This is a genomic window from Kitasatospora sp. NPDC002965, from assembly GCF_040611255.1.
Taxonomy (GTDB): domain Bacteria; phylum Actinomycetota; class Actinomycetes; order Streptomycetales; family Streptomycetaceae; genus Kitasatospora.
The window spans coordinates 163,633-184,398 of the sequence record NZ_JBEXNT010000003.1 but is presented as its reverse complement, the minus strand read 5'-3'; the positions used below and the strand labels follow the sequence as shown (position 1 = coordinate 184,398).

General features: G+C 75.5%; 18 protein-coding genes and 3 tRNA genes. 13 read left to right on the top strand and 8 right to left on the bottom strand.

Annotated elements, in window-relative coordinates; all coding sequences use genetic code 11:
- The first annotated feature begins 93 nt into the window (after positions 1-93).
- The 4 genes from orn (at position 94) to ABZY91_RS02820 (ending at position 2,741) form a co-directional block, all read left to right on the top strand.
- A complete protein-coding gene (gene orn / locus ABZY91_RS02835; RefSeq protein ID WP_329883721.1) occupies positions 94-696 on the top strand; it encodes an oligoribonuclease in 603 nt (200 codons plus the stop codon).
- Positions 697-817: 121 nt separating this feature from the next.
- Positions 818-893: transfer RNA gene (locus ABZY91_RS02830), tRNA-His, on the top strand.
- Positions 894-1,060: 167 nt separating this feature from the next.
- Positions 1,061-1,507 carry a DUF4442 domain-containing protein gene (locus ABZY91_RS02825; RefSeq protein ID WP_355399297.1) on the top strand — a complete coding sequence of 149 codons (447 nt, stop codon included), beginning with the start codon at positions 1,061-1,063 and terminating at the stop codon, positions 1,505-1,507.
- A gap of 172 nt (positions 1,508-1,679) precedes the next feature.
- Positions 1,680-2,741: a hypothetical protein gene (locus tag ABZY91_RS02820; protein WP_355399295.1), complete on the top strand. Its 1,062-nt coding sequence runs from the start codon at positions 1,680-1,682 to the stop codon at positions 2,739-2,741.
- A 212-nt stretch (positions 2,742-2,953) separates the two neighbouring features.
- On the opposite strand, the gene ABZY91_RS02815 is transcribed toward ABZY91_RS02820, so the two are convergent.
- From ABZY91_RS02815 to ABZY91_RS02805, 3 genes are all read right to left on the bottom strand, one after another.
- A complete protein-coding gene (locus ABZY91_RS02815) occupies positions 2,954-3,418 on the bottom strand; it encodes a GNAT family N-acetyltransferase (protein ID WP_329951054.1) in 465 nt (154 codons plus the stop codon).
- Between the two features lie 111 nt (positions 3,419-3,529).
- Complete coding sequence (locus tag ABZY91_RS02810; protein ID WP_355399292.1) at positions 3,530-4,468, bottom strand: fused MFS/spermidine synthase; 939 nt, start codon at positions 4,466-4,468, stop codon at positions 3,530-3,532.
- A 91-nt stretch (positions 4,469-4,559) separates the two neighbouring features.
- Complete coding sequence (locus tag ABZY91_RS02805; RefSeq protein ID WP_355399290.1) at positions 4,560-5,066, bottom strand: hypothetical protein; 507 nt, start codon at positions 5,064-5,066, stop codon at positions 4,560-4,562.
- Between the two features lie 376 nt (positions 5,067-5,442).
- Here ABZY91_RS02805 and ABZY91_RS02800 point away from each other — a divergent pair, with 376 nt between their 5' ends.
- Positions 5,443-6,987, top strand: coding sequence for a tetratricopeptide repeat protein (locus tag ABZY91_RS02800; protein WP_355399288.1), 1,545 nt, complete (start codon positions 5,443-5,445; stop codon positions 6,985-6,987).
- A 24-nt stretch (positions 6,988-7,011) separates the two neighbouring features.
- On the opposite strand, the gene ABZY91_RS02795 is transcribed toward ABZY91_RS02800, so the two are convergent.
- Positions 7,012-7,662: a histidine phosphatase family protein gene (locus tag ABZY91_RS02795; protein WP_329883713.1), complete on the bottom strand. Its 651-nt coding sequence runs from the start codon at positions 7,660-7,662 to the stop codon at positions 7,012-7,014.
- Between the two features lie 200 nt (positions 7,663-7,862).
- Between ABZY91_RS02795 and ABZY91_RS02790 the strand changes: the two genes are divergently transcribed.
- The 6 genes from ABZY91_RS02790 to ABZY91_RS02765 all read left to right on the top strand — a co-directional run bounded on the left by ABZY91_RS02790 (position 7,863) and on the right by ABZY91_RS02765 (position 13,772).
- Entirely contained in the window at positions 7,863-9,194 is a 1,332-nt protein-coding gene (locus ABZY91_RS02790; protein WP_355399286.1) for a hypothetical protein, read from the top strand.
- A complete protein-coding gene (locus ABZY91_RS02785; protein ID WP_355399284.1) occupies positions 9,191-10,855 on the top strand; it encodes a hypothetical protein in 1,665 nt (554 codons plus the stop codon). The genes ABZY91_RS02790 and ABZY91_RS02785 overlap by 4 nt, the downstream gene beginning before the upstream one ends.
- An 8-nt stretch (positions 10,856-10,863) precedes the next feature.
- Positions 10,864-12,219 carry an AAA family ATPase gene (locus ABZY91_RS02780; RefSeq protein ID WP_355399283.1) on the top strand — a complete coding sequence of 452 codons (1,356 nt, stop codon included), beginning with the start codon at positions 10,864-10,866 and terminating at the stop codon, positions 12,217-12,219.
- A gap of 214 nt (positions 12,220-12,433) precedes the next feature.
- The gene (locus ABZY91_RS02775; RefSeq protein ID WP_329883709.1) at positions 12,434-12,841 is read left to right on the top strand and encodes a hypothetical protein; all 408 of its coding nucleotides are present in this window, start codon (positions 12,434-12,436) and stop codon (positions 12,839-12,841) included.
- Positions 12,842-13,047: 206 nt separating this feature from the next.
- Complete coding sequence (locus ABZY91_RS02770) at positions 13,048-13,578, top strand: bifunctional DNA primase/polymerase (RefSeq protein ID WP_329883708.1); 531 nt, start codon at positions 13,048-13,050, stop codon at positions 13,576-13,578.
- A gap of 120 nt (positions 13,579-13,698) precedes the next feature.
- A tRNA-Lys gene (locus ABZY91_RS02765) sits at positions 13,699-13,772 on the top strand.
- Positions 13,773-13,901: 129 nt separating this feature from the next.
- Here the strand turns inward: ABZY91_RS02765 and pgi are convergent.
- Positions 13,902-15,563, bottom strand: coding sequence for a glucose-6-phosphate isomerase (pgi, locus tag ABZY91_RS02760; RefSeq protein ID WP_355399280.1), 1,662 nt, complete (start codon positions 15,561-15,563; stop codon positions 13,902-13,904).
- 324 nt (positions 15,564-15,887) lie between these two features.
- Positions 15,888-17,471 carry a Na+/H+ antiporter gene (locus ABZY91_RS02755; protein WP_355399278.1) on the bottom strand — a complete coding sequence of 528 codons (1,584 nt, stop codon included), beginning with the start codon at positions 17,469-17,471 and terminating at the stop codon, positions 15,888-15,890.
- 176 nt (positions 17,472-17,647) lie between these two features.
- Between ABZY91_RS02755 and ABZY91_RS02750 the strand changes: the two genes are divergently transcribed.
- Entirely contained in the window at positions 17,648-18,556 is a 909-nt protein-coding gene (locus tag ABZY91_RS02750) for an NADP-dependent oxidoreductase (RefSeq protein WP_355399276.1), read from the top strand.
- Positions 18,557-18,685: 129 nt separating this feature from the next.
- Positions 18,686-18,759 (top strand) — tRNA-Lys (locus ABZY91_RS02745).
- 96 nt (positions 18,760-18,855) lie between these two features.
- On the opposite strand, the gene hemC is transcribed toward ABZY91_RS02745, so the two are convergent.
- Complete coding sequence (gene hemC, locus ABZY91_RS02740; protein ID WP_355399274.1) at positions 18,856-19,791, bottom strand: hydroxymethylbilane synthase; 936 nt, start codon at positions 19,789-19,791, stop codon at positions 18,856-18,858.
- A gap of 17 nt (positions 19,792-19,808) precedes the next feature.
- Positions 19,809-20,579, bottom strand: coding sequence for a DUF2306 domain-containing protein (locus tag ABZY91_RS02735; protein WP_355399272.1), 771 nt, complete (start codon positions 20,577-20,579; stop codon positions 19,809-19,811).
- Positions 20,580-20,766: the final 187 nt, after the last annotated feature.

Below are 20,766 nucleotides of genomic sequence, written 5' to 3'. Positions count from 1 at the left end.
CCAGGAGGAACACGGCTCCGAGGCCTGCGCCCCGGCGCCCCGCTCGGCTCCATCGGTGCCCGTGGCGCGTGATCGCGCCGTAGGGTGAGTGGCGTGAATGACCGTTTGGTATGGATCGACTGTGAAATGACAGGCCTCGACCTCGACCGGGACGCCCTGGTCGAGGTCGCGGCGCTGGTGACCGACTCCGAGCTGAACATCCTCGGCGAGGGTGTCGACGTCATCATCCGCCCGCCGGCGGAGGCGGTGGCGAACATGCCCGAGGTGGTGCGGACCATGCACACCTCCTCCGGGCTGCTCGACGAGCTGGAGCACGGCGTGACGCTCGCCGAGGCGGAGGCGCTGGTCCTCGCGTACGTGCGCGAGCACGCGCCGGAGGCCGGCCGGACGCCGCTCTGCGGGAACTCGGTCGCGACCGACCGCGGCTTCCTGAGCCGGGACATGCCGGCCCTGGAGAGTCACCTGCACTACCGGATCGTGGACGTCTCCTCGATCAAGGAGCTGGCCCGCCGCTGGTACCCGAAGGCGTACTACAACAGTCCGCAGAAGGGCGGCAACCACCGGGCGCTCGCCGACATCCGGGAGAGCATCGACGAACTGCGGTACTACCGCGAGGCGGTGTTCGTCGCCCAGCCCGGCCCGGACACCGACACCGCGCGCGCGATCGCCGAGAAGTACCAGCCGCCGGCCGGCTGACCCGGGGACCCGGGAGGTGCCCGCTCCCTGCTGAAACCCTGGCGCGAGCACCCTCCCGGATCCTGTATTGTTCTTCCTGTCGGAACGGGAACGCGAAGAGCGGGACCGGGCCGGACAGATGGTGGGTGTAGCTCAGTTGGTAGAGCACCTGGTTGTGGTCCAGGTGGCCGCGGGTTCGAGTCCCGTCACTCACCCCAGAGCCTGAGGGGCCGGTTTCTTCAAGAGACCGGCCCCTCAGGCGTTTTCGCGTTCCCGGCCGCGGACCTCCCCGCCCTCACCGCCTCCGCCCACGTGGCCTCCGTCTCACCTTTTTCTCCCCCGGCGGAGCTGCCGCCGAAAGCTACCGGCTAGTAACGTTGCGGCCATGACCACACCTTCGATCGGCCAGCTGCTCGACTCCACCGTGCCGATGGCACGGACCCTCAAGCTGGAGTACCTGGAGACCACCCCCGAGCGTGCCGTGCTCCGGCTGCCCGACCAGCCCGAGTACCACAACCACGTCGGCGGGCCGCACGCCGGCGCGATGTTCACCCTCGCCGAATCGGCCAGCGGCTGCATCGTCCTGAGCGCCTTCGGCGACCAGCTCTCCCGCGCGGTGCCGCTCGCGGTGAGCGCCGAGATCTCGTACAGGAAGCTCGCCATGGGCGTCGTCACGGCCACCGCCGTACTCGGCCGGCCGGTCACCGAGATCGTCGCCGAGCTGGACAAGGGCGAGCGGCCGGAGTTCCCGGTCACCGTCGAGATCACCCGTGCCGACGGTGCGGTGACCGGCGTGATGACCGTGATCTGGACGCTTCGCCCCAACTCCTGAGCCACCGGCGGACAACGGCCCGGGGTGCCGACCGGAGCGCGTCCGGCGGACCTCGGGCGGTCGGCGAGCCGGCAGTCGGGCGAGCGGTCGGGCCGCCACCCGATGACTGTCCGTGACGGTGGCCGTGGCGGTGGCCGTGACCTCATGGTCCGTCCGCTCGTTCTCGATTCACGTGCGAGCCAAACACACGACCAAGGACCTGTCGTCAGAGTCCCGTCGTCCGCCCGGAGGGCGGGCCGGGCGGTGGCTCTCCCGGCTGCCGCGGGCCGTCGCGGCGGGCGGAGCGCTCCTCGCGCAGCTCTGGGGGCTCGGCGCTCCGGGTGCCCACGCGGCCGGCGCCGAACCGCTCCCGGAACCGGCGAGCCGGACGGCCGTCGGCCGGGCCCTGACCGGCGAGTCCGTACTCGGCGACTCCCCGCCCGACGGGACCGTGACCGGTGGGCCGTCAGCGGAGCGGACAGCCGGACAGGCGGGCGAGGAGGCGGCCCGGGACGCAGCCGCCCCGCAGCCCCCCGTGCCGCAGGACCCGCCGCCGGACAGGCCGCAGGAGCCGCCACGGTCCCCCGCGCGGCAGGACGGTCCGGTCGGCGCTCCCGGCCGGACCACGGCCCCCGGGGTGCTCGATCACCTCGCCGGCCCCACCGCCGCGATCGTCCCGGTACCGGAGCTGGGCGCCGCGACCACCTCCGTCAGCAGTGCGCTCCAGGACCGGATCAGGGCCGGCGGCCTCCCGCTGCCCGGACAGCGGGCCGCCCTTCCGGACGCCTTCGCCATCGCCTCCGGGCTGCTGGGCACCGTCCCCGCCCAGTCCCGCCCGGCCGGGGCGCGCGCCTCCCGGGAGGGGGCTCCCGACGGGCCGTCCGCCCCGGTCGGCCGGAACGGCGCCGGTCCCCGGGCCACCCGGCCCGGCGGGGAGCAGCGCGGGCCGGCGGCCCCGCCACCCGCCCCCGGGGAGCCGGGTGACCGGCCGCACCACACCGCCGCCGACCGTCCGGGCACGGGAGCCGCCGGGAGCGGCCGGAGCGCGGCGGAACCGGACCGGCCGGCGATCGCGGAGGGCTCCCCCGCCGCCGGTCCGGCCGGCTCGACGGCGGGCTCCACCACGACGGCCGCCGTCACCGTCGCGCACGGCGCCCCGGGGACCGCGACCGCCGTCCTCGCCCCGATCGCGGCCGGGCTGGCCCTGACGGGCGCCGCGATGTACAAGCACCGAGGTCTGCCCAAGGGGCACTGACCCGGACGCACACCGGCGGGGACACACAGCGCGGCCCGGAGGACCGGCTCGGCGCAGGCCCGGTAGCGGTGCCGGGCCTGCGCCGAGCCGGGCCGGGGCGCCACCGCCCGGGCCGGGACGGCGAGGCGTGCCGTCCCGCCGGTGGACGGTGCACCCGGTGGACGGCAAGGTGAGAACGGTGGCCGACGGGCGGGGGCGGGGTGCCCGGGCGGTCAGTCGCCCGACGGCCCCGTCGCCAGGGCCAGCAGCGGGAGTTCGCGGCCCGGTATCGAGCCGGAGGGTACGGTGCCGATCCGGACCGCGCCCATGGCCGCGTAGAAGGACTCGGCGTTCGGGTCCGCCGCGACGAGGACCCGGCGGAAGCCCGACTCCGCGGCGCGGCGCCGCAGGTGGGCCAGCAGGAACCGGCCGACACCCCGGCCGATCACGTCCGGTTCGACGAAGAGCATGTCCAACTCGCCCTCCGGCGGCGCCCCGACGAGGGTGACGAAGCCCAGCACCCGGCCGTCGGCCTCGGCCACCGCCGTCCGGTCGGCCTCGATCCGCTCCGGGTCGAGGGTGAGGTCGACCCGGCAGGCCTCCATGAACTCGGCGTCGTAGCCCCAGTGGGCCTTGGAACGCAGGGCCAGGGCGCTGAGCAGCGCCGCCTCGTCCGGTCGGGCCGGTCTGATCCGCATGGCGCCACCTCTCCCGGTCGGCCCCGTCCGGATTCCGGACGTCGGGGCCCATTGTCGGCATGGCGGGCGGCGCTGCCAACCGATTTTCCGGAGCCGGACGCCGCCGCCGGATCAGCGGAAGACGCCCGGGGGCGGGGCCGGGGAGGGGGCCGCGGTGGCGTCCGTGGCCGGGGTGGCGCCGGCGGCGAAGTCGGCGAGGGCGCGGCCGTGTTCGACGCGGCCGAGGGCGGCGTCCGAAGCCACCTTGCGGGTCAGTTCGGCGAGCGGGAGCCCGGTGTGGGCGGCGGCCAGGACCAGGTTGCCGAAGCGCTTGCCGCGCAGCACCGCCGGGTCGGCGACCAGGCAGAGCTCGGGGAAGACCGCCCCGAGGGTGGCCACCTGCGAGCGGGCGAACGACAGCGCCGAGCCGTCGGCGATGTTGACCGCGTACCAGCCGCCGGGGGCCAGCGCGCGGGCGGCCAGGGCGCTGAACTCGACGGTGGTGCAGTGGGCGGGCACCCGGGCGCCGGAGAAGACGTCGGCGATCACCAGGTCGACGGTGCCCTCGGGGGTCCGCTCCAGCACGCTGCGGGCGTCCGCGCCGCGTACCTTGACCTGCCAGCCGCGCTCCAGCGGGAGTTCGGCGCGGACGAGCTCCGTGAGGGCGGTGTCGATCTCGGCGACCTGCTGGCGCGAGCGGGGGCGGGTCGCGGCGACGTAGCGGGCCAGGGTGAGGGCGCCGCCGCCGAGGTGGAGGACGGTGAGCGGGCGGCCGGGCGGGGCGACCAGGTCGACGAGGTGGCCGAGCCGGCGCTGGTACTCGAACCCGAGGTGGGTCGGGTCGGCGAGGTCGACGAGCGACTGCGGCGCGCCGTCGACCAGCAGCGACCAGGCGGCGGGGCGGTCCCGGTCGGGGCGGAGTTCGGCGAGGCCGGAGTCGACGGGACGGGTGAGCGGGCCCTGGGCGTGCGCGCGACCGCCGGGGCCGGTGGCGGCCGGTCGGACGTCCGGCTCGGTACGGCTCCGGTCCGTGCTGCGCCCGGCTCTGCTGCTTCGTCCCATACCGGCCATTATCGCCGCCGTGCGGGGAGTCGCCGCAGCTCGGGGCCGGGCGGGCGGCCGTTGCGGGCCGGAACGGCGCGGACGTGGCAGGGCGGGGCGGTCAGAACGGGCCGAGGCCGCCGGCGGTGAGGGTGCAGGCGGCCTCGCAGAGCGCCGAGCGCAGGACCCAGGCGTCGGTGGGGCGGGCGGCGCAGTCGGCGCCGGCCGGGGGCATCACCCAGCGCGGGTCGGTGGGCGGCGGCAGGAAGGCGCCCGCCGAACTGGAGCTCCCGGGCAGGTGCCAGGTCGCCGAGGTGCCGGCCGGGACGAGGAAGGTGACGGTCGCGCCGCTGCGGCTCTGCAGCACCGCGCCGCAGGCCCGGCGCAGCCGCAGGATGTCGACCGTCTCCAGGCCGTGCCGCAGGGCGACCGTCACGGTGTCGTACGCGGTGGCGACGGTGCCGCCGGCGTCGGCACCGGGGTTGGGGCGGCGGGACGGTCCGCCACCGCACGGGGCGCGTCCGGGTCCGCGGTCGTCGGCCGACTCGGGGAGCAGCGCGGGGGCGGCGGCGGCGAGCACCCCGCCGGCGACCAGGCGGTGGTACTGCGGCACTCCGGTGGCCGACATGGGCCCTCCTGTCACCTCGTCGGGATGGAAGCCGCGCCGTCCGGGGTGGGGGTGCCGCCGGGGGGCGGCGGGGACGGCGGGCAGCGGCCGGGGCTTCCACGTATCAGGACAACGCCGAGGAGGCTCCTCAGGCCACGGGGCGCCTTACAGCAAGGCATGGCATTTCATGGCGGATCCGGGCAACAGTGCCCGCTTTGGCACGAATTGACCGCACATCAGCCACAAACTCGCTGTGTCCGCACGGTGACTCCCGGTACTGTCGGTGGCGCCCGGCAGCCGTCGGGCCCCACCGGACCCACCCGTGGCCGGGCGCCCCCGACGCCCCACCGCCGCCCGACCCCTCGCACCACCACCCCGCACGACCACGGAGCGCACCATGGCAGCCACCCCACCGGCCAAGCCGAACCGCCCGTCGCCCAACGCCGTGATGCGCGCCCTGCGCGGCGACCGCTCGCCGGGCGAGTTCGCCATGGCCGTACGCCGGGCCGCCCGCGAGATCGGCGAGCACGTCTCCTGCGACGCGCGCTACGTCGGACGGGTCGAGTCCGGCGAGATCCGCTGTCCCAACTACGCGTACGAGCGGGTGTTCCGGCACATGTGGCCGGACCGCTCGCTCGCCGACCTCGGGTTCGTCCCCCGCGCCGCCGTCCGCCGCCGTCCGGCGGACGGCGGGGGCGGCGGCGAGGACGAGGCCTGGACGCCACCTCCGCTCCGCCCACCGTTCCCCCAGGTGCCCGCCCCGCGACTGCCGCTCGCCGCCCGACTCCCGTACGCTGCCTCGCCGTACGCGGAATCGCCCCCACCGGTCGGGGCCCCGATGCCGAGGTTCGCGGCGGCGCCCCGGGGGCCCGACGAACCGCACCATTCCGACGAGGAGAACGACGACGTGCGTCGCCGTACGTTCCTGGCCGGCGGCCCGGCCGCGCTGGCCACCGCGGCAGGCATCGACCGCCCCGGCACCCCCACGGCCGACAACGCCTTCGTACCGGGCCGCCCCGGAGCGGTTCCGCCGCCCCGCAAGGTCGGCGCGGCCGAGGTGCTCGGCGTCGAACAGGCGGTCCGGGAGATCCGGTTGGCGGACGACGCGCACGGCGCCGACGCCCTGTTCGAGCTGGCCGGGCGGTCGCTGCGGACGGCCTACCTGCTGCTCGACGCGTGCGAGTACTCCACCGAGACCGAGCGGAGGCTCCAGGCCGGCGCGGGTGAACTCGCCGTCTCGGTCGGCTGGTTGGCACATGACTCGAACCGACTGGCGGACGCCCGGTCGTTCTACGCGGAGGCGCTCGCCACCGCGCGGATGGCCGGCGACGCCGCGCTGGAGGCGCACGTCTTCTGCAACAGCGCCTTCCTGGCCCGGGACGCCGGACGCCCCCGCGAGGCGTTGCGGGCCGCCCAGGCCGGGCAGTCCGCCGCCCGGCGGCTCGACTCCGACCGGCTGCTCGCCCTGCTCGCCATGCGCGAGGCCGGCGGGTGGGCGCTGCTGCAGGACCGCGGTGCCTGCGAGCGCGCGATCACCCGCGCCTGCCTGCTGTTCGACGGCGGTCCGTCGGAGACCGACCCGGAGTGGATGTCCTTCTTCGGCGAGGCCGAGCTCGCCGGACTGCGGTCCCAGTGCTGGTCCGCCCTCGGGGACTGGGACCGCGCCAGCGAGCAGGCGGGGCTGGCCATAGCGCTCCAGAAGCCGCACTTCGTCCGCAACCGGGTGCTGTACACGGCCGAGCTGGCCCACGACCGGCTCGGCGGGGGCGATCTGGCCGGCGCCGCCCAGCACGGGTCGGCCGCCGTCGCACTGTTCGACGAGGTCCGCTCGGCCCGGATCCGCTCCATGCTGGCGGACACCGCGCAGCGGCTGCGCCCGCACCGGCGGGTGCCGGAGGTGGGGCGATTCCTGACCGAGTACGACGTGGCGGCGGCGGCCTGACCGGGCGCCGGCCGGCCGGCGGCGTCAGTGCTTCAGGCCCTCCAGGTGCCCGAGGTCGTTCCAGACCTCGACGGCCGGGGCGCCGTACTCCCAGGAGAGGACGCAGAGCGCGGCGGTGCCGAGCTTGAACCGCTGGGCGTACTCGGGCGGCAGGCCCAGCCAGCGCGCGGTCAGGATGCGCAGCAGGTGACCGTGGGCGAAGAGCACCACATCGCGGTCGGCGCAGTGCATGACGGTGGTGTCCGGCTCCGGGACACCGTGCGTGTCGTTGAGATCGGCGAGGAGGGCGTCCACCCGCGCGGCGACGTCGGAGAGCTTCTCACCGCCGGGCACACCGTCGCGCCAGATCAGCCAGCCGGGGTGGTCGGCGGCGCGGATGTCGGCGCCGGTCCGGCCCTCGTACTGGCCGTAGTCCCACTCCAGCAGCTCGGGCCGCTCGACGGCCCGGTCGCCGAGGCCGGCCAGCGCGCAGGTCTCCTTGGCCCGGTCCAGCGGGCTGGTGTAGACGAGGGCGTCGGGCAGGCCGTTCCAGGGGGCCCCGGCCAACCGGGTGCCGAGCGCCCGGGCCATCGCGCGGCCCTCGTCGGTCAGCGGGATGTCGGTGCGGCCGGTGTGGCGGCCGGTGGCGGACCACTCGGTCTCGCCGTGGCGGACCAGCAGGATTCGAGCGGGCATGGCAGGCTCCTCGCGCACAGGACGGCGTCAACGATCGGCCTCACCATTGAGCACCGGTCTCCATGATCCCTCACCTGCGCGGCGCCCACGATCCAGGCCGCCCCCCACGGAGGTCCGGGGAGGTGGCGACCACCGCCGAGGACCGTCAACGGCCGGTCCCGGCCACTCTGTCGGACCCGGATGCGACACTGGGCCGCACCATGAACGTCTCGACGAACGCCCCGTCCGGCGGGCCCGCGGAGCCGCTCGCCCAGCGGCTCGCCACGCTGCGCGGACCGGCGCCGCAGCGCAGTCTGAACGCCCGCGCCCTCGCCGCGCTGGCCGCCAATCCCGGGTGTCACCGCCGGGCCGTGCTGGACGCGGCCGGGGTGGACAAGTCCGCACTGGCCGCCCGGCTCGGCCACGCCGCTCCGTTCGGGCAGTCGCCGTTCGCCCTCGCGCGCGGCGTCATCTTCGAGTCCCGGCTGAAGGAGGACGGCTACGCGGCGTTGCTGGAGCCGCTCCGCCACCGGCTGGGCCTCCCCCCCGACGGGGACACCCCGCTCGCCGTACCGGACCTGCTGCGCTCCTCCGGTCCCGCGGTCCGGGCCGACCGGACGAGGGCCGCGCTGGCGGAGGCCGCCGCGGACCCGGACGCCTGGACCCTGCTCGACCACCCGCTGCTGCGGCTCACCGTCGCCGGCTCCACCGCCTACCTGGAGCCGGATGCCGTCGTGGTGCACGGCGGGCGGTGCACCGTCGTCGAGATCAAGTCCTTCCCGGTGCTGGACGGCAGCGCGGACCCGGCCAAGGTGGGCGCCGCCGCCCGGCAGGCCGCCGTCTACGTGCTGGCGCTCCAGGAGACCGCGGCCGCGCTGGCCGGACTGGACACGGATCCGGACCCGTACGCCGAGCAGCAGCTGCCGGGAAGCCCTCGGTCGACCGTGCTGCTGGTCTGTCCCAAGGACTTCGGCAACCGGCCGACCGCCGTCCCGGTGGACGTCCGGCGGGAACTGGCCACCACCCGCCGCCAGCTGGACCGGATGACCGGTATCGGCCGGCTGCTGGACGCGCTGCCGCCCGGGGCCGACTTCGACCTCTCCCCCGACCCGAGCGGCGCCCCGGTCCGTTCGACCGAGGAACTGACCGGGTCGGTCGAGGCGGTGCCCGCGGCCTACAGCCCGGACTGCCTCTCCACGTGTGAGCTGGGGTTCCACTGCCGCGCCCGGACCCGTTGCGACGACCGGGTCGAACAGCTCGGCCGGAGCGTCCGCAGCGAGCTGGGCACCATCCGGACGGTGACCGAGGCGCTGGCCGTCGCCCACGACGGCCCGGCCGCCCGGAGCCTCGCCGACCCCGACCCCGACCCCGACCCCGACTCCGACCCCGGCGACAGCGACAGCGACAGCGACAGCGACAGCGAGAACGACGGTCACGACGGGCACCCCGACGCCGCGGCCGACGAGGCCGCCGCCCGGCTCGTCCACGCCGCCGCGCTGCGCGCCGAGGCCCTGGGCCGCCCCGTCCCGGCCTCCGCCGGAGGCCCCCGGTGAGCCTGCTGACCACCCTCGCCCGGCTGGAGGCCGTCCGCAGCGGCCGGGCCGAGCCCCTGGCGACCGTCCGCCACCGGCACCTGTCCGACCGCCCGATGGTGGTCGTCCCGCTCACGGCGGCCGGCGAGGCCGGTGCCCCGCTGGCCGTGCTGCTCGGCACCGACCGGGACGCACCGAGGCTGCACTTCGTCCCGCAGCCGCTGAACCGCACGCTGCGCTTCGACTTCCTGGCCGAACTGGCCGCCGACCTGCTGCCCTACCTGGAGTCCTTCGGCGACGACGTGGAGCAGATCGAGGGCTCCGAGAAGGACCCGGAGACCGGCGAGAAGACGCAGGTCTTCCGCGAGCTGTGCGCGGACGCACCGCAGGTGATCGTGCCGAACACCGGTGGGATCCGGCACCTGGCGCTGCTCGGCCGGTCGACCCGGTTCCGCCGCACCGCCGAGGACGACGAACCCGGTCCCTACCCGGCGCCGGCCCGGGTGCCGCTGCTCGGCCGCTGGCTCACCCAGCTCACCGACCGCGCGATGGTGCCCGGCTCCAGCCTGCTGCTGCCGATGACCGGCCTGCTCGCCCGGCACTGGGCGACCGGCCAGAGCCACCTGGAGGACCAGCACCTGGCCGCGCTGCTCGCCTGGCACGCGCCGCCGGCCGGGCTGACCGGCGCCGAGGCCGCCGAGCGGGCCGAGACCGCGCGGGACCCCGAAGGCCGGCTGCTCCACCCGCCGGCCGGGCCGGCCACCGACCCGGCCTTCGACGCGAAGGTGCTCGCCCCGGCGATCACACGCTACGACGCCGCCGTGGCTGCCCTGGCGGCCCTGGCGGCCCTGACGGACGGAGCGGGGACCGCCGCCGACCCGGCCGCCGCCGAGCGGGCCCGGGAGGCCGTCCGGGTCTCGGTCGACCGGCTGCGCGCGGTGCACGCGGACCAGCTGCTGCCCACCTGGCACGACGTCTGGCACGGCCTGGACCTGCTGCGCGCCCTGCCCCCGGGCGGACACCTGGCGGAGCGCTGGACCGGCGACCGCTGGTCCTACACCGGCCACCGGGACCGGCTGGCGGCGGGCGAGCCTCCGCAGCCCCGGGTGGACGACGCCGTGACGGCCGCCCGCAAGCTCGCCCAGCGCGAGCGCGAGCAGACCCGGCTGGACGTCCAGGAGGCGCTGGACGACCCGCTGGCGATGGCCGAGCACCGGCTGGCCGGCGAGGCGTTCACCGGCGTGGTGACCGAGGTGGTGCCGGACTACGACACCTCGGGCCGGTCACCCAAGCCGCGTCCGCTGGTGACGGTCCGCACCGACGACCGCCCGCACGCCGACCTCGGCCGGGACGCGCACCGGGTGTGGGGGTCCCCCGACCCCGGGTCCGGGAGCGCTCCGGCCGGGCAGAAGACCCAGAAGGCGCAGATCGCCGCGGTCGACCGGACGGCGGGCACCATCACCGTGCGGGTGCTCTCCGGGATGGGGCGGAAGAAGGAGCCCGAGCCGGGGAGCCTGCCCGAGCCTGGAGAGCGGGTCACCTTCACCCTGTTCGAACTGACGGCCCGGCAGGCCGCGCCGCTGCCCGAGCCGGACGACACCCCGTGGACGCACGGCGGTCCGCCCGGTGCGACCGTCACCCTGACGGCGACCGCCCCCGCGGCCTCCGAGGATTGGGAGTGATCCGGCCGATGAGCACCGAGCAGACCCCCGGTGACGCCGCCGACGCGGCGGTGGCGCGGATCCTGGCGGCGACCGTCCACCCGGCCGTCGGCGCGCCGCGCGGGGTGGTCGTGGACTCGCCGCCCGGCGCCGGCAAGTCGACCCTGGTGGTGCGCGCCGCGCGGGAGCTGGTGGACGCGGGCGAGCGGCTGATGATCGTCGCCCAGACCAACGGCCAGGTGGACGACCTCGTGGACCGGCTGGCCGCGAAGGCGCCCGACCTGACGATCGGCCGGCTGCACGCGGCCGACGCCCGGCCGGCGCCCGAGGTGCTGCGGCACCCCAACGTCACGCCCTCCGACAAGGTGACCGACCTCGCCGAGCTGGACGTGGTGATCTCCACCTCCGCCAAGTGGCAGTGGGTGCGGACCGAGCAGCCCTGGCGGCACGCGATCGTCGACGAGGCGTACCAGATGCGCTCGGACGCGCTGCTCGCCGTGGCCCGCCTGTTCGAGCGGGCGCTGTTCGTCGGCGACCCTGGTCAGCTGGACCCGTTCACGGTGGTCGGCACCGAGCAGTGGGCCGGCCTGTCGTACGACCCGTCGAGCAGCGCGGTGGTCACCCTGCTCGCCCACAACCCGCAGATCGAGCCGCACCGGCTGCCGGTCTCCTGGCGGCTGCCGGCCAGCGCGGCGCCGCTGATCTCCGGCGCGTTCTACCCGTACACGCCGTTCCGTTCGGGCACCGGCCCGGAGGACCGCCGGCTGACGGCGGCGGTGCGCCCGGACGGCTCCGCGCTGGACGCGGCGATCGACCGCGCCGCCGAGCACGGCTGGGCGCTGCTGGAGCTGCCGCCCCGGCACACCGTCCGGACCGATCCGCAGGCGGTCGCCGCCGTCGCGGCGACCGTCCGCAGGCTGCTGGAGCGCGGGCTGACGGCCCACTCCGAGCAGGGCTCCGTGCCCTTGACCCCCGGCCGGGTCGCGGTCGGCACCGCCCACCGGGACCAGGCGGCGGCCGTCCGGGCGGCGCTGGTCGGGGCCGGGGTCCCGGTCGATCCGACGGCCGGACCCGCGGTGACGGTGGACACCGCCAACCGGCTGCAGGGGCGCGAGTACGACGTCACCGTGGTGCTGCACCCGCTCTCCGGGCGGCCCGACGCGACGGCGTTCCACCTGGAGACCGGCCGGCTCTGCGTGCTCGCCTCCCGCCACCGGCACGCCTGCATCGTGGTGGCCCGGGCCGGGATCGCCGAGCTGCTGGACGAGCATCCGGCCACCGAACCGGTGCAGTTGGGCGTCCCGGTCACCTTCCCGGACGGCTGGGAGGCCAACCACCGGGTGCTGCACCACCTCTCCGGGCACCGGGTGCGGCTGGACCGCTGAGCCGCCCGCCTCGGCCGCCCGGGCCGCCGCACCCGGCCACCGGGGCCGGCCCGGGCGGTGCACGCCCCCGGCGCGCCCGGCGGGAATAGCTCCCGAACTCGCACCGTTCCGTTACCGGCCGCCGCCGCGAGACAATGGACGGCGGCCACGACCGGGCGGCGGCCGTCCCAGCCGTCGCCGCCCGCCCCTACCGAGCACCCGGAGGTGTCCTTCCATGCCCGACTCCCATGCGCAGGCGTCCGACCCGAGCGGCCCGGCCGCGGCGGCCGGTCCCGGCGAGGGCGCCGGTGCGGCGCCCGGCCGCCGGAAGCGCCCGGTGCAGCTGCTGTTCGAGCCGCAGGCCGACGAACCGGAGCCGGAACGCTTCTTCGATCTGGAGTCGATAGACGACCCGGCCGAGCTGCTGCGCCGCTCCACCGAGCTGGCGCTGGCGTTCCGCGCGGCCGCCGAGCGGGCCACCGACTTCCAGGCGGTCGCCGCGGCCCAGCTGGCGGATCCGCGCCGGTTCGACGCGCTCTCGGAGACCGAGATCGCGGGACGGGCCGACTGGACGCCGGACTACGCGGCCAAGATGATCGAGTACGGCCGCAGCCTGCTCCTGCCCCGCCGCCACGAGGACTGAGGCGCGCCGGACCCGGCCCGCCGGCGGCCCGTCCCGACGCGGCCCGTCCCGTGCCCCGGCCCGGGCCCGTTCCGGGCGCCCGGAACCCTCCGCCGCCGCTGGCATATGCCCGGGGGAAGCGGAAGGGTACGCCGTCGGCCGCTCCACTGTCCGGCAAACCACGCTTTCCCTCCCGGCCACGCCCCGGACACCCCACCCTGCTGTGCGTGGACATCTGGACGTATCAGTCGGTGGAGTACGTGACCGTGGCCGGGGAGGCCTGGCTCGCCTCCGCCAGCGAGTACCCGCGCAGCATGCGCGCCCTCTGGGAGTCCCGCCCGTGGGCGCCCTCGGTGCTGCCCTGCGGACGTGCCTTCGACGTGATCAGCATGCCCGCGCTGTTCGGGCGCCGCGTGCTGGACGAGCTGTGGGCCTCCGGGCCGGGCTGCGGGCCGGTGGCCGCCTACCGCGGGCGGACGCTGCTGTTCGTGCGGCCGGGGGCGGCGCCCCGGCTGCGCCGGCTGCTGGCCTGGGAGGAGTGGGCCCGGGACGTACCGCCGCTGCTCTGCCACGGGCAGGGGGACGCGGTCACCGTCCCGCCGGTGCAGCGGATGGTGAACGGCCCGGACTCCCCCGGTCTGGGCGCGGGGCGGTGGATCGTCGCCCCGGACAGCCGGGAGCCGTGGCTGCCGGGCGCCTCGGTGGTGCTCTGGGCCTGCGTCCGGGCGGCCCGGGAACCGGCCGCCGCCCTCCGCTGACGGCACCCGGCGGGGGAGCCCGGCGCGGGGCCGGAGCGGCGGTCCCGGGCGCGGCGCCGGGGGCGGATATTCGATTTTGGCCGGGCCGCGACCCGCTGCTAAAGTCTTCCCTGTCAGCAGGCGCCGCTAGCTCAGTTGGTTAGAGCAGCTGACTCTTAATCAGCGGGTCCGGGGTTCGAGTCCCTGGCGGCGCACAGACAGCCGGAAGGCCCTTCGCGAGAGCGGAGGGCCTTCCGGCGTTTCGGCGACCGGAGCCGGGGACAGGCCCGGAAAGCAGGCCCGGTGCCGGCCGGGGAGAGCTCCCCGGCCGGCCCCGGCCGGTCTCAGCGCCCGCGCAGCGCGCGGTAGCGGGCGACCAGCTCGGCGGTGGAGCTGTCCAGCTCCTCCGTGCCCTCACCGGTCAGCAGCACCGGCTCGATCCGCTTGGCGAGCACCTTGCCCAGCTCGACGCCCCACTGGTCGAAGGAGTCGATGTTCCAGACCGCGCCCTGGACGAACACCTTGTGCTCGTAGAGCGCGATCAGCTGGCCGAGCACCGACGGGGTCAGCTCGCCCGCCAGGATCGTGGTGGTCGGGTGGTTGCCGCGGAAGGTCTTGTGCGGGACGAGCTCGGCGGGCACGCCCTCCGCCGCGACCTCCTCCGGCGTCTTGCCGAACGCCAGCGCCTGCGTCTGGGCGAAGAAGTTGGCGAGCAGCAGGTCGTGCTGGGCGACCAGGCCGGGCAGCAGGTCGGCGACCGGCCGGGCGAAGCCGATGAAGTCGGCCGGGATCAGCTTGGTGCCCTGGTGGAGCAGCTGGTAGTAGGCGTGCTGGCCGTTGGTGCCGGGGGTGCCCCAGACCACCGGGCCGGTCTGCCAGCTCACCGGGTTGCCGTCGCGGTCCACCGACTTGCCGTTGGACTCCATGTCCAGCTGCTGGAGGTAGGCGGTGAACTTCGACAGGTAGTGCGAGTACGGCAGCACCGCGTGCGCCTGGGCGTCGAAGAAGGCGCCGTACCAGACCCCGAGCAGGCCGAGCAGCAGCGGGACGTTCTCCTCGGGCGGCGCGGTGCGGAAGTGCTCGTCGACCAGGTGGAAGCCGTCCAGCATCTCGCGGAAGGCGTCCGGCCCGATCGCGATCATCAGCGAGAGGCCGATCGCCGAGTCGTAGGAGTAGCGGCCGCCGACCCAGTCCCAGAACTCGAACATGTTGGCGGTGTCGATACCGAAGTCGGCCACGCCCTCCGCGTTGGTGGAGAGGGCGACGAAGTGCTTGGCCACCGCGTCGGTGTCGGCCTGCAGGCCGGTGAGCAGCCAGTTCCGGGCGGAGACCGCGTTGGTGATGGTCTCGATGGTGGTGAAGGTCTTGGACGCGACGACGAAGAGCGTCTCGGCCGGGTCGAGGTCGCGGACGGCCTCGTGCAGGTCGGCGCCGTCCACGTTGGAGACGAAGCGGACGTCGATGCCGCGGTCGGTGTAGGAGCGCAGCACCTCGTAGGCCATGGCGGGGCCGAGGTCGGATCCGCCGATGCCGATGTTGACGACGGCGCGGATCCGCCGGCCGGTGTGGCCGCGCCAGGCGCCGCTGCGGACCTGCTCGGCGAAGGCGGCCATCTTGTCGAGCACGGCGTGGACGCCGGGCACCACGTTCTCGCCGTCGACCTCGATCACGGCGTCGCGCGGGGCGCGCAGCGCGGTGTGCAGGACGGCGCGGTGCTCGGTGGTGTTGATCTTCTCGCCGCGGAACATGGCGTCCCGCAGGGCGGCGACGCCGGTGGCCCCGGCCAGCTCGCGCAGCAGGGCCAGCGTCTCGTCGGTGACGAGCTGCTTGGCGTAGTCGACGTGCAGATCGCCGACCTGGAGGGTGTAGCGGCGGCCTCGCTCCGGGTCGGCGGCGAACAGGTCGCGCAGGTGCGTCGCGCCGAACTCCTCCCGGTGCTTGGCGAGAGCGGCCCACTGCGGGGTGCGGTCCAGCGGGGTTCGGGCGTCGGCGCGGGTCTCCGACATCGGTTGCTCCTCGTTTCATCTGGGTGCAGATACCGGCGGGGCCAGGCGGGAGGGTTTCGCGAGGTCGTACCGGTTCTGGGGGTGCGCCGACTCCGTTGGCGGCCTTGCCCGGGGCCAGCCTATGCAACGCCGGGACCGGGGGTGCGCATTCCGTTCGTCGGCGTCCGGTCGGCGGTCGCCGCTGTTCAGGCGCGCGTCGCGGTACGGCCGCCGGGATGTCACGGACCGTCCGGCCGGGGTGCGGAGCCGCCCCGCGCGGGGAGGGACGGCCGGGCCCGCCCCGCGTGGGGCGGGCGCGGGGAGGGGCCCTTCCCGGAGGGTCCGTCACTTCCGTTCGGAGCGCAGGTCCAGGCCGCGGAGGACCTGGTCGACCAGCTCCGGGTCTGCGCCGGTCTCGGCGCGGGCGACCAGCATCTCGCGCCGGGAGGCGGCGATCATCTCCTGCTCGACGCTGTGGGCGGCGCGCCACTGGGAGAGACGCTGCTTGGCCTCGGCGGCCTCCTCCTCGGCGTAGTTCTCGGGGCAGAGCCGGGCCAGCCGGTCGTGCTGACGGTCCCGCAGCCGGTCGGCGACCTCGGCGGGCAGCTTGTCCTGCTCCTCCAGCTCGCCGAGCCGGTCGAGGCCGGCACGGGCGGCGCGCCACCAGAGCAGGCGGACCGCCTGCTCGTGCCGGTCGTGGTCGAGGTCGAGGTGGAGCCACTTGGCCAGCAAGGGCAGGGTGAGCCCCTGGACCAGCAGGGTGAAGAGCACCACGCTGAAGGCGATGAAGACCAGCCGGCCGCGTTCCGGGAAGGCGTCACCGGAGTCGACGGTGAGCGGGACGGCCAGGGCCAGCGCCACGGTCGCCACCCCGCGCATCCCGGACCACCAGAGCACCACGCTCTCCTGCCAGCTGATCGGGGTGTCCTCCTCGGAGCCGGAGCGCAGTTTCTGGGAGAGCCAGCCGGCCGGCAGCAGCCAGAGCAGCCGGACCACGACGACCACGGCGATCACCACGGCGGCGTCGCCGAGCATGCTGGTCCAGCCGGAGCCGGCCTCCTTGAGGACGGTGGCCAGTTCGAGCCCGATCAGGCCGAAGGCGACACCGGTGATCAGGATCTCGACGATCTCCCAGAAGGCGTTGCCGACCAGCCGGAAGGAGACGGCGTCGGCGTCGGCGGCCCGCTCGGCCAGGTAGAGCCCGCAGACCACGACGGCGAGGACGCCGGAGCCGTGGATCTCCTCGGCCAGGCTGTAGGCGGCGAACGGCACCAGCAGGTTGAGCGCGACCTGCTGGGTCGGGTCCTCCAGGTAGGAGGCGAGCTTGGTGTTGGCCCAGCCGAGGGCGACGCCGATGACGACGGCGAGCACCGCCGAGAGGACGAAGCGGAGCACGGCGTGGCTGGGCGAGAAGTCGCCGCCGACCACCGCGTCGATGGCCAGCGAGTAGATGACGATCGCGGTGACGTCGTTGAACAGGCCCTCGCTCTCCAGGATCGACACCAGCCGGCGGGGCAGCCCGACGCTGCCGGCCACCGCGACGGCGGCGACCGGGTCGGGCGGGGAGACGAGGGCGCCGACGGCGATGGCGGCGGCGAGCGGGAGGGCGGGCAGCAGCCAGTGCACGGTACCGGCGACCGCGACGGTGGTGACCACCACCAGGGCGACGGCGAGCAGCAGGATGGAGCGGATGTTGGCCTTGAAGTAGCGGACCGAGGAGCGCCGCGCGACGGCGAAGATCAGCGGTGGCAGGACCAGCGGCAGGATCAGGTCGGGGTCGATGGCGATGTCCGGGATCTGCGGGACCACCGCCATGACGATGCCGAGCAGGGTCATCAGCACCGGTTGCGGCACGCCCGTGCGGCGGGCCAGCGGCATGGTCACCACGGAGGCGAGCAGCACCAGGAAGAGCAGGGGCAGCTGGCCCACGGGGAGGTTCCTCTCGGCGACGGACGGGTACGGCGCGGACGTGATCCGGGCCGCCGTCGAGGATAAATCTGACAATGCACTCAACTGTGGCAACGCGCCGAGGACAGGGGTTGACCTCAAGCAGGCTTCACGTCTGATGATCGAGCCCCGACGGTCGACCAGACAGGAGTTCCCCCATGAAGGCAGTCACCGTGCCCCGGTTCGGCGGCCCCGAAGTGCTGCGGGTGGCCGAGGTGCCCGACCCCGTCCCCGGGCCGGGCGAGGTGCGGGTGACGGTCTACGCGGCCGGGGTGCAGCCGGTCGACCTCTCCGTCCGTGCGGGCCTGGCCCCGGCCGGCGTCGAGATAGCGCCCGGGCTGGTGCCCGGCAACGAGTTCGCCGGGGTGGTCGACCGCCTCGGGCCCGACACCGAGGGCTGGGCGGTCGGTGACGAGGTCCTGGGCTTCCGGCTGCTCGGCTGCAGTGCCGAGCGGGTCGTCGCGGACGGCGCCCGCCTGGTGCGCAAGCCGGCCGGGATGCCCTGGGAGCAGGCCGGGGCGCTCTCCGCCTCCGGGCAGACCGCGCACCTCGCGTTCGAACAGCTGAAGGTCGACCGGGGCGAGACCGTCCTGGTGCACGGCGCCGCCGGCGGGGTGGGCACGATCGCCGTCCAGCTGGCCCGGGCCCGGGGCGTGACCGTGATCGGCACCGCGGGCGAGCGCAACCACGACTACCTGCGGGAGCTCGGCGCGATCCCGGTCACGTACGGCGACGGGCTGGTCGAACGGGTCCGGGCGGTCGCGCCGCAGGGCGTGGACGCGGCCTTCGACGCGGCCGGGCGCGGGGCGTTGGAGGCCTCCGTCGAGCTGGTCGCCGACCGGGAGCGGATCGGCACCGTGGTCGACTACCCGGGCGCCGGACGGCTCGGTGTCCGGGGGATCCGGGGGGAGCGGACGGCGGCCCGGCTGGCCGAGCTGGTCGGCCTGTGGGAGGCGGGCGCCCTGCGGGTGGAGATCGCCGACACCTTCCCGCTGCAGCGGGCGGCCGACGCCCACCGGCTGGTCGGCACCGGGCACGTCCGGGGGAAGGTCGTCCTCGTGCCGTGACGGCGTGCGACGGGCCCCGGGCGCGGGCGCGGGGCGTCTCGCGCCGGGTGCCGCCCCGGGCACCTGACCGCCGCCCCGGCCGATTGTGCGTTCCGGCTGCTGACCAGGTAATGTTCCTGCCGTCAGCAGGCGCCGCTAGCTCAGTTGGTTAGAGCAGCTGACTCTTAATCAGCGGGTCCGGGGTTCGAGTCCCTGGCGGCGCACAGACAGCCGGAAGGCCCTTCGCGAGAGCGAAGGGCCTTCCGGCGTCTCCGGGTCCGCAGGCGCGCGCCGGGCGCGGCGCGACGGGCCCGTAGCGGTCAGTGCGGGATGGCGGAGATCAGCTCGGAGGCGCCCTGCCGCTTGAGGGCGAGGGCGGTCGCCGTGCCGAGGTCCTCCGGGCTCAGCGAGCCGGCCCACTCGTGGGCGTCCAGGATCTGCTTGCCGTCCGGGGTGAAGACCCGCCCGCGCAGCGAGAGGCGGCCGTCCGGCTCGGCCTTGGCGTAGCCGGCGATCGGCGAGTTGCAGTGGCCCTGCAGCACGTGCAGGAACATCCGCTCGGCGCTCGCCTCGCGCCAGGTCGGGTGGTCACCGAGGCCGGCGACGGCGTCGATGGTGGCGGTGTCCTCGACGCGGCACTGGAGGGCCAGGATGCCGGCGCCGATCGGCGGGCACATCGTCTCGATCGGCAGGACCTCGCTGATCCGGGCCTCCTCGCCGATCCGCTCCAGGCCGGAGAGCGCGAGCAGCAGCGCGTCCGCCTCCCCCGCCTCCAGCTTGGCCAGCCGGCTGTTGGCGTTGCCGCGGATCGGCACGCACGCCAGGTGCGGGTGCGAGGCGGCGAGCTGGGCCCGGCGGCGGACCGAGGAGGTGCCGATCCGGGTGCCGGGCGGCAGCTCGTCCAGAGTGAGGCCGCCGGGGTGGACGAGCGCGTCGCGGATGTCGTCGCGCCGCAGGTAGGCGGCGAACACCGTGCCGGCCGGCAGCGGACGGTCGGCCGGCACGTCCTTCAGGCAGTGCACGGCGAGATCCGCCTCACCGGCGAGCAGTGCCTCGTCCACCTCCTTGGTGAACGCGCCCTTGCCGCCGAGCCGGGCCAGGTCGCCCATCCACCGGTCGCCGGAGGTGGTCACCGGCACCACCTCGGTACGCAGCCCCGGGTGCAGGACGGCGAGTTCGGCCCGGACCCGCTCGACCTGGGCGAGCGCCATGGGCGAGGAGCGGGAGACGATGCGGATCAACTCTGCGGTGGTCATGGTCGGATGATAGGTCGTCAGACAGGAAGGGCCGGCGACGGGTCACCCGGACGGCGGCCACCCGCCGTGGCGGGGGCGGGCGCCCGGGTGATGAGGTACTCGGCCACCACCAGGTTGATCAGCCAGCACGTCCAGGAGGCGGCCGCGTACGCCTGGTCGAACGGGACGCCGAGGGCGTCCATCACGACGAGCCAGACCCGCAGGGTCGCCCCGGCGAAGATCAGCGCGTAGGAGCGGGTCATCCAGGCACGGTGGCGGGCTATCTCGCCGCGCCGGACGGCCCGCCAGGCGACGGCCGTGGAGAGCAGCAGCAGGGCGTCCAGCATCCCGAAGCCGATCGGCGCGATCGGGCCGACCAGGGCCTTCGGCACCAGCACGAGACCCCCCGCGGCGGTCACCAGGACGGTGACCAGGTAGACCCGGCCGATCGTCCGGTGCAGGCCGGGGCGGCGGGCCCGCAGCCGGGGCAGGAACTGCCAGGGGCCGAGCAGGATCGCCAGCACGCCGCCGCCGACGTGCAGGGCGAGCGGGAGCCGGTTGGCCAGGTAGACCGCCCGCTGCTCCTCCAGGAAGACCTCGGGGTCGAGGGTGAGGTAGCGGGAGGTGAGGAGGGCGGTGGCGGCGGCCAGCGCGGTGACCGCGAACCAGCCGGCCCGGCGGGCCCGGCCGGTGGAGGCGCGGCGCGAGGTCCGGGTGGCGGCGGGCGCACCGGCGCGGGCGGGCGGCGCGGCCGTCGGCGCGGACGGCTCGGGGGTGCCGGTCGGGGCACGGGAGTCCGGATCGTTCATGCCCCGGACGGTACGGATCCGGGGCGGTCGGGCGCGTCCACCCCTCGGGGTGGCCCGGCCTGCTCCGGGCGGGTGACCGGCGCGCCCCCGGAGGTGGTACCGGAGGGCGCCGCACCGCCGGACGGTCGGCGCCGGAATACCCCAGCAGGGCGATGCGCGGCCCGGCCGGCCACCGCTACCGTACGGC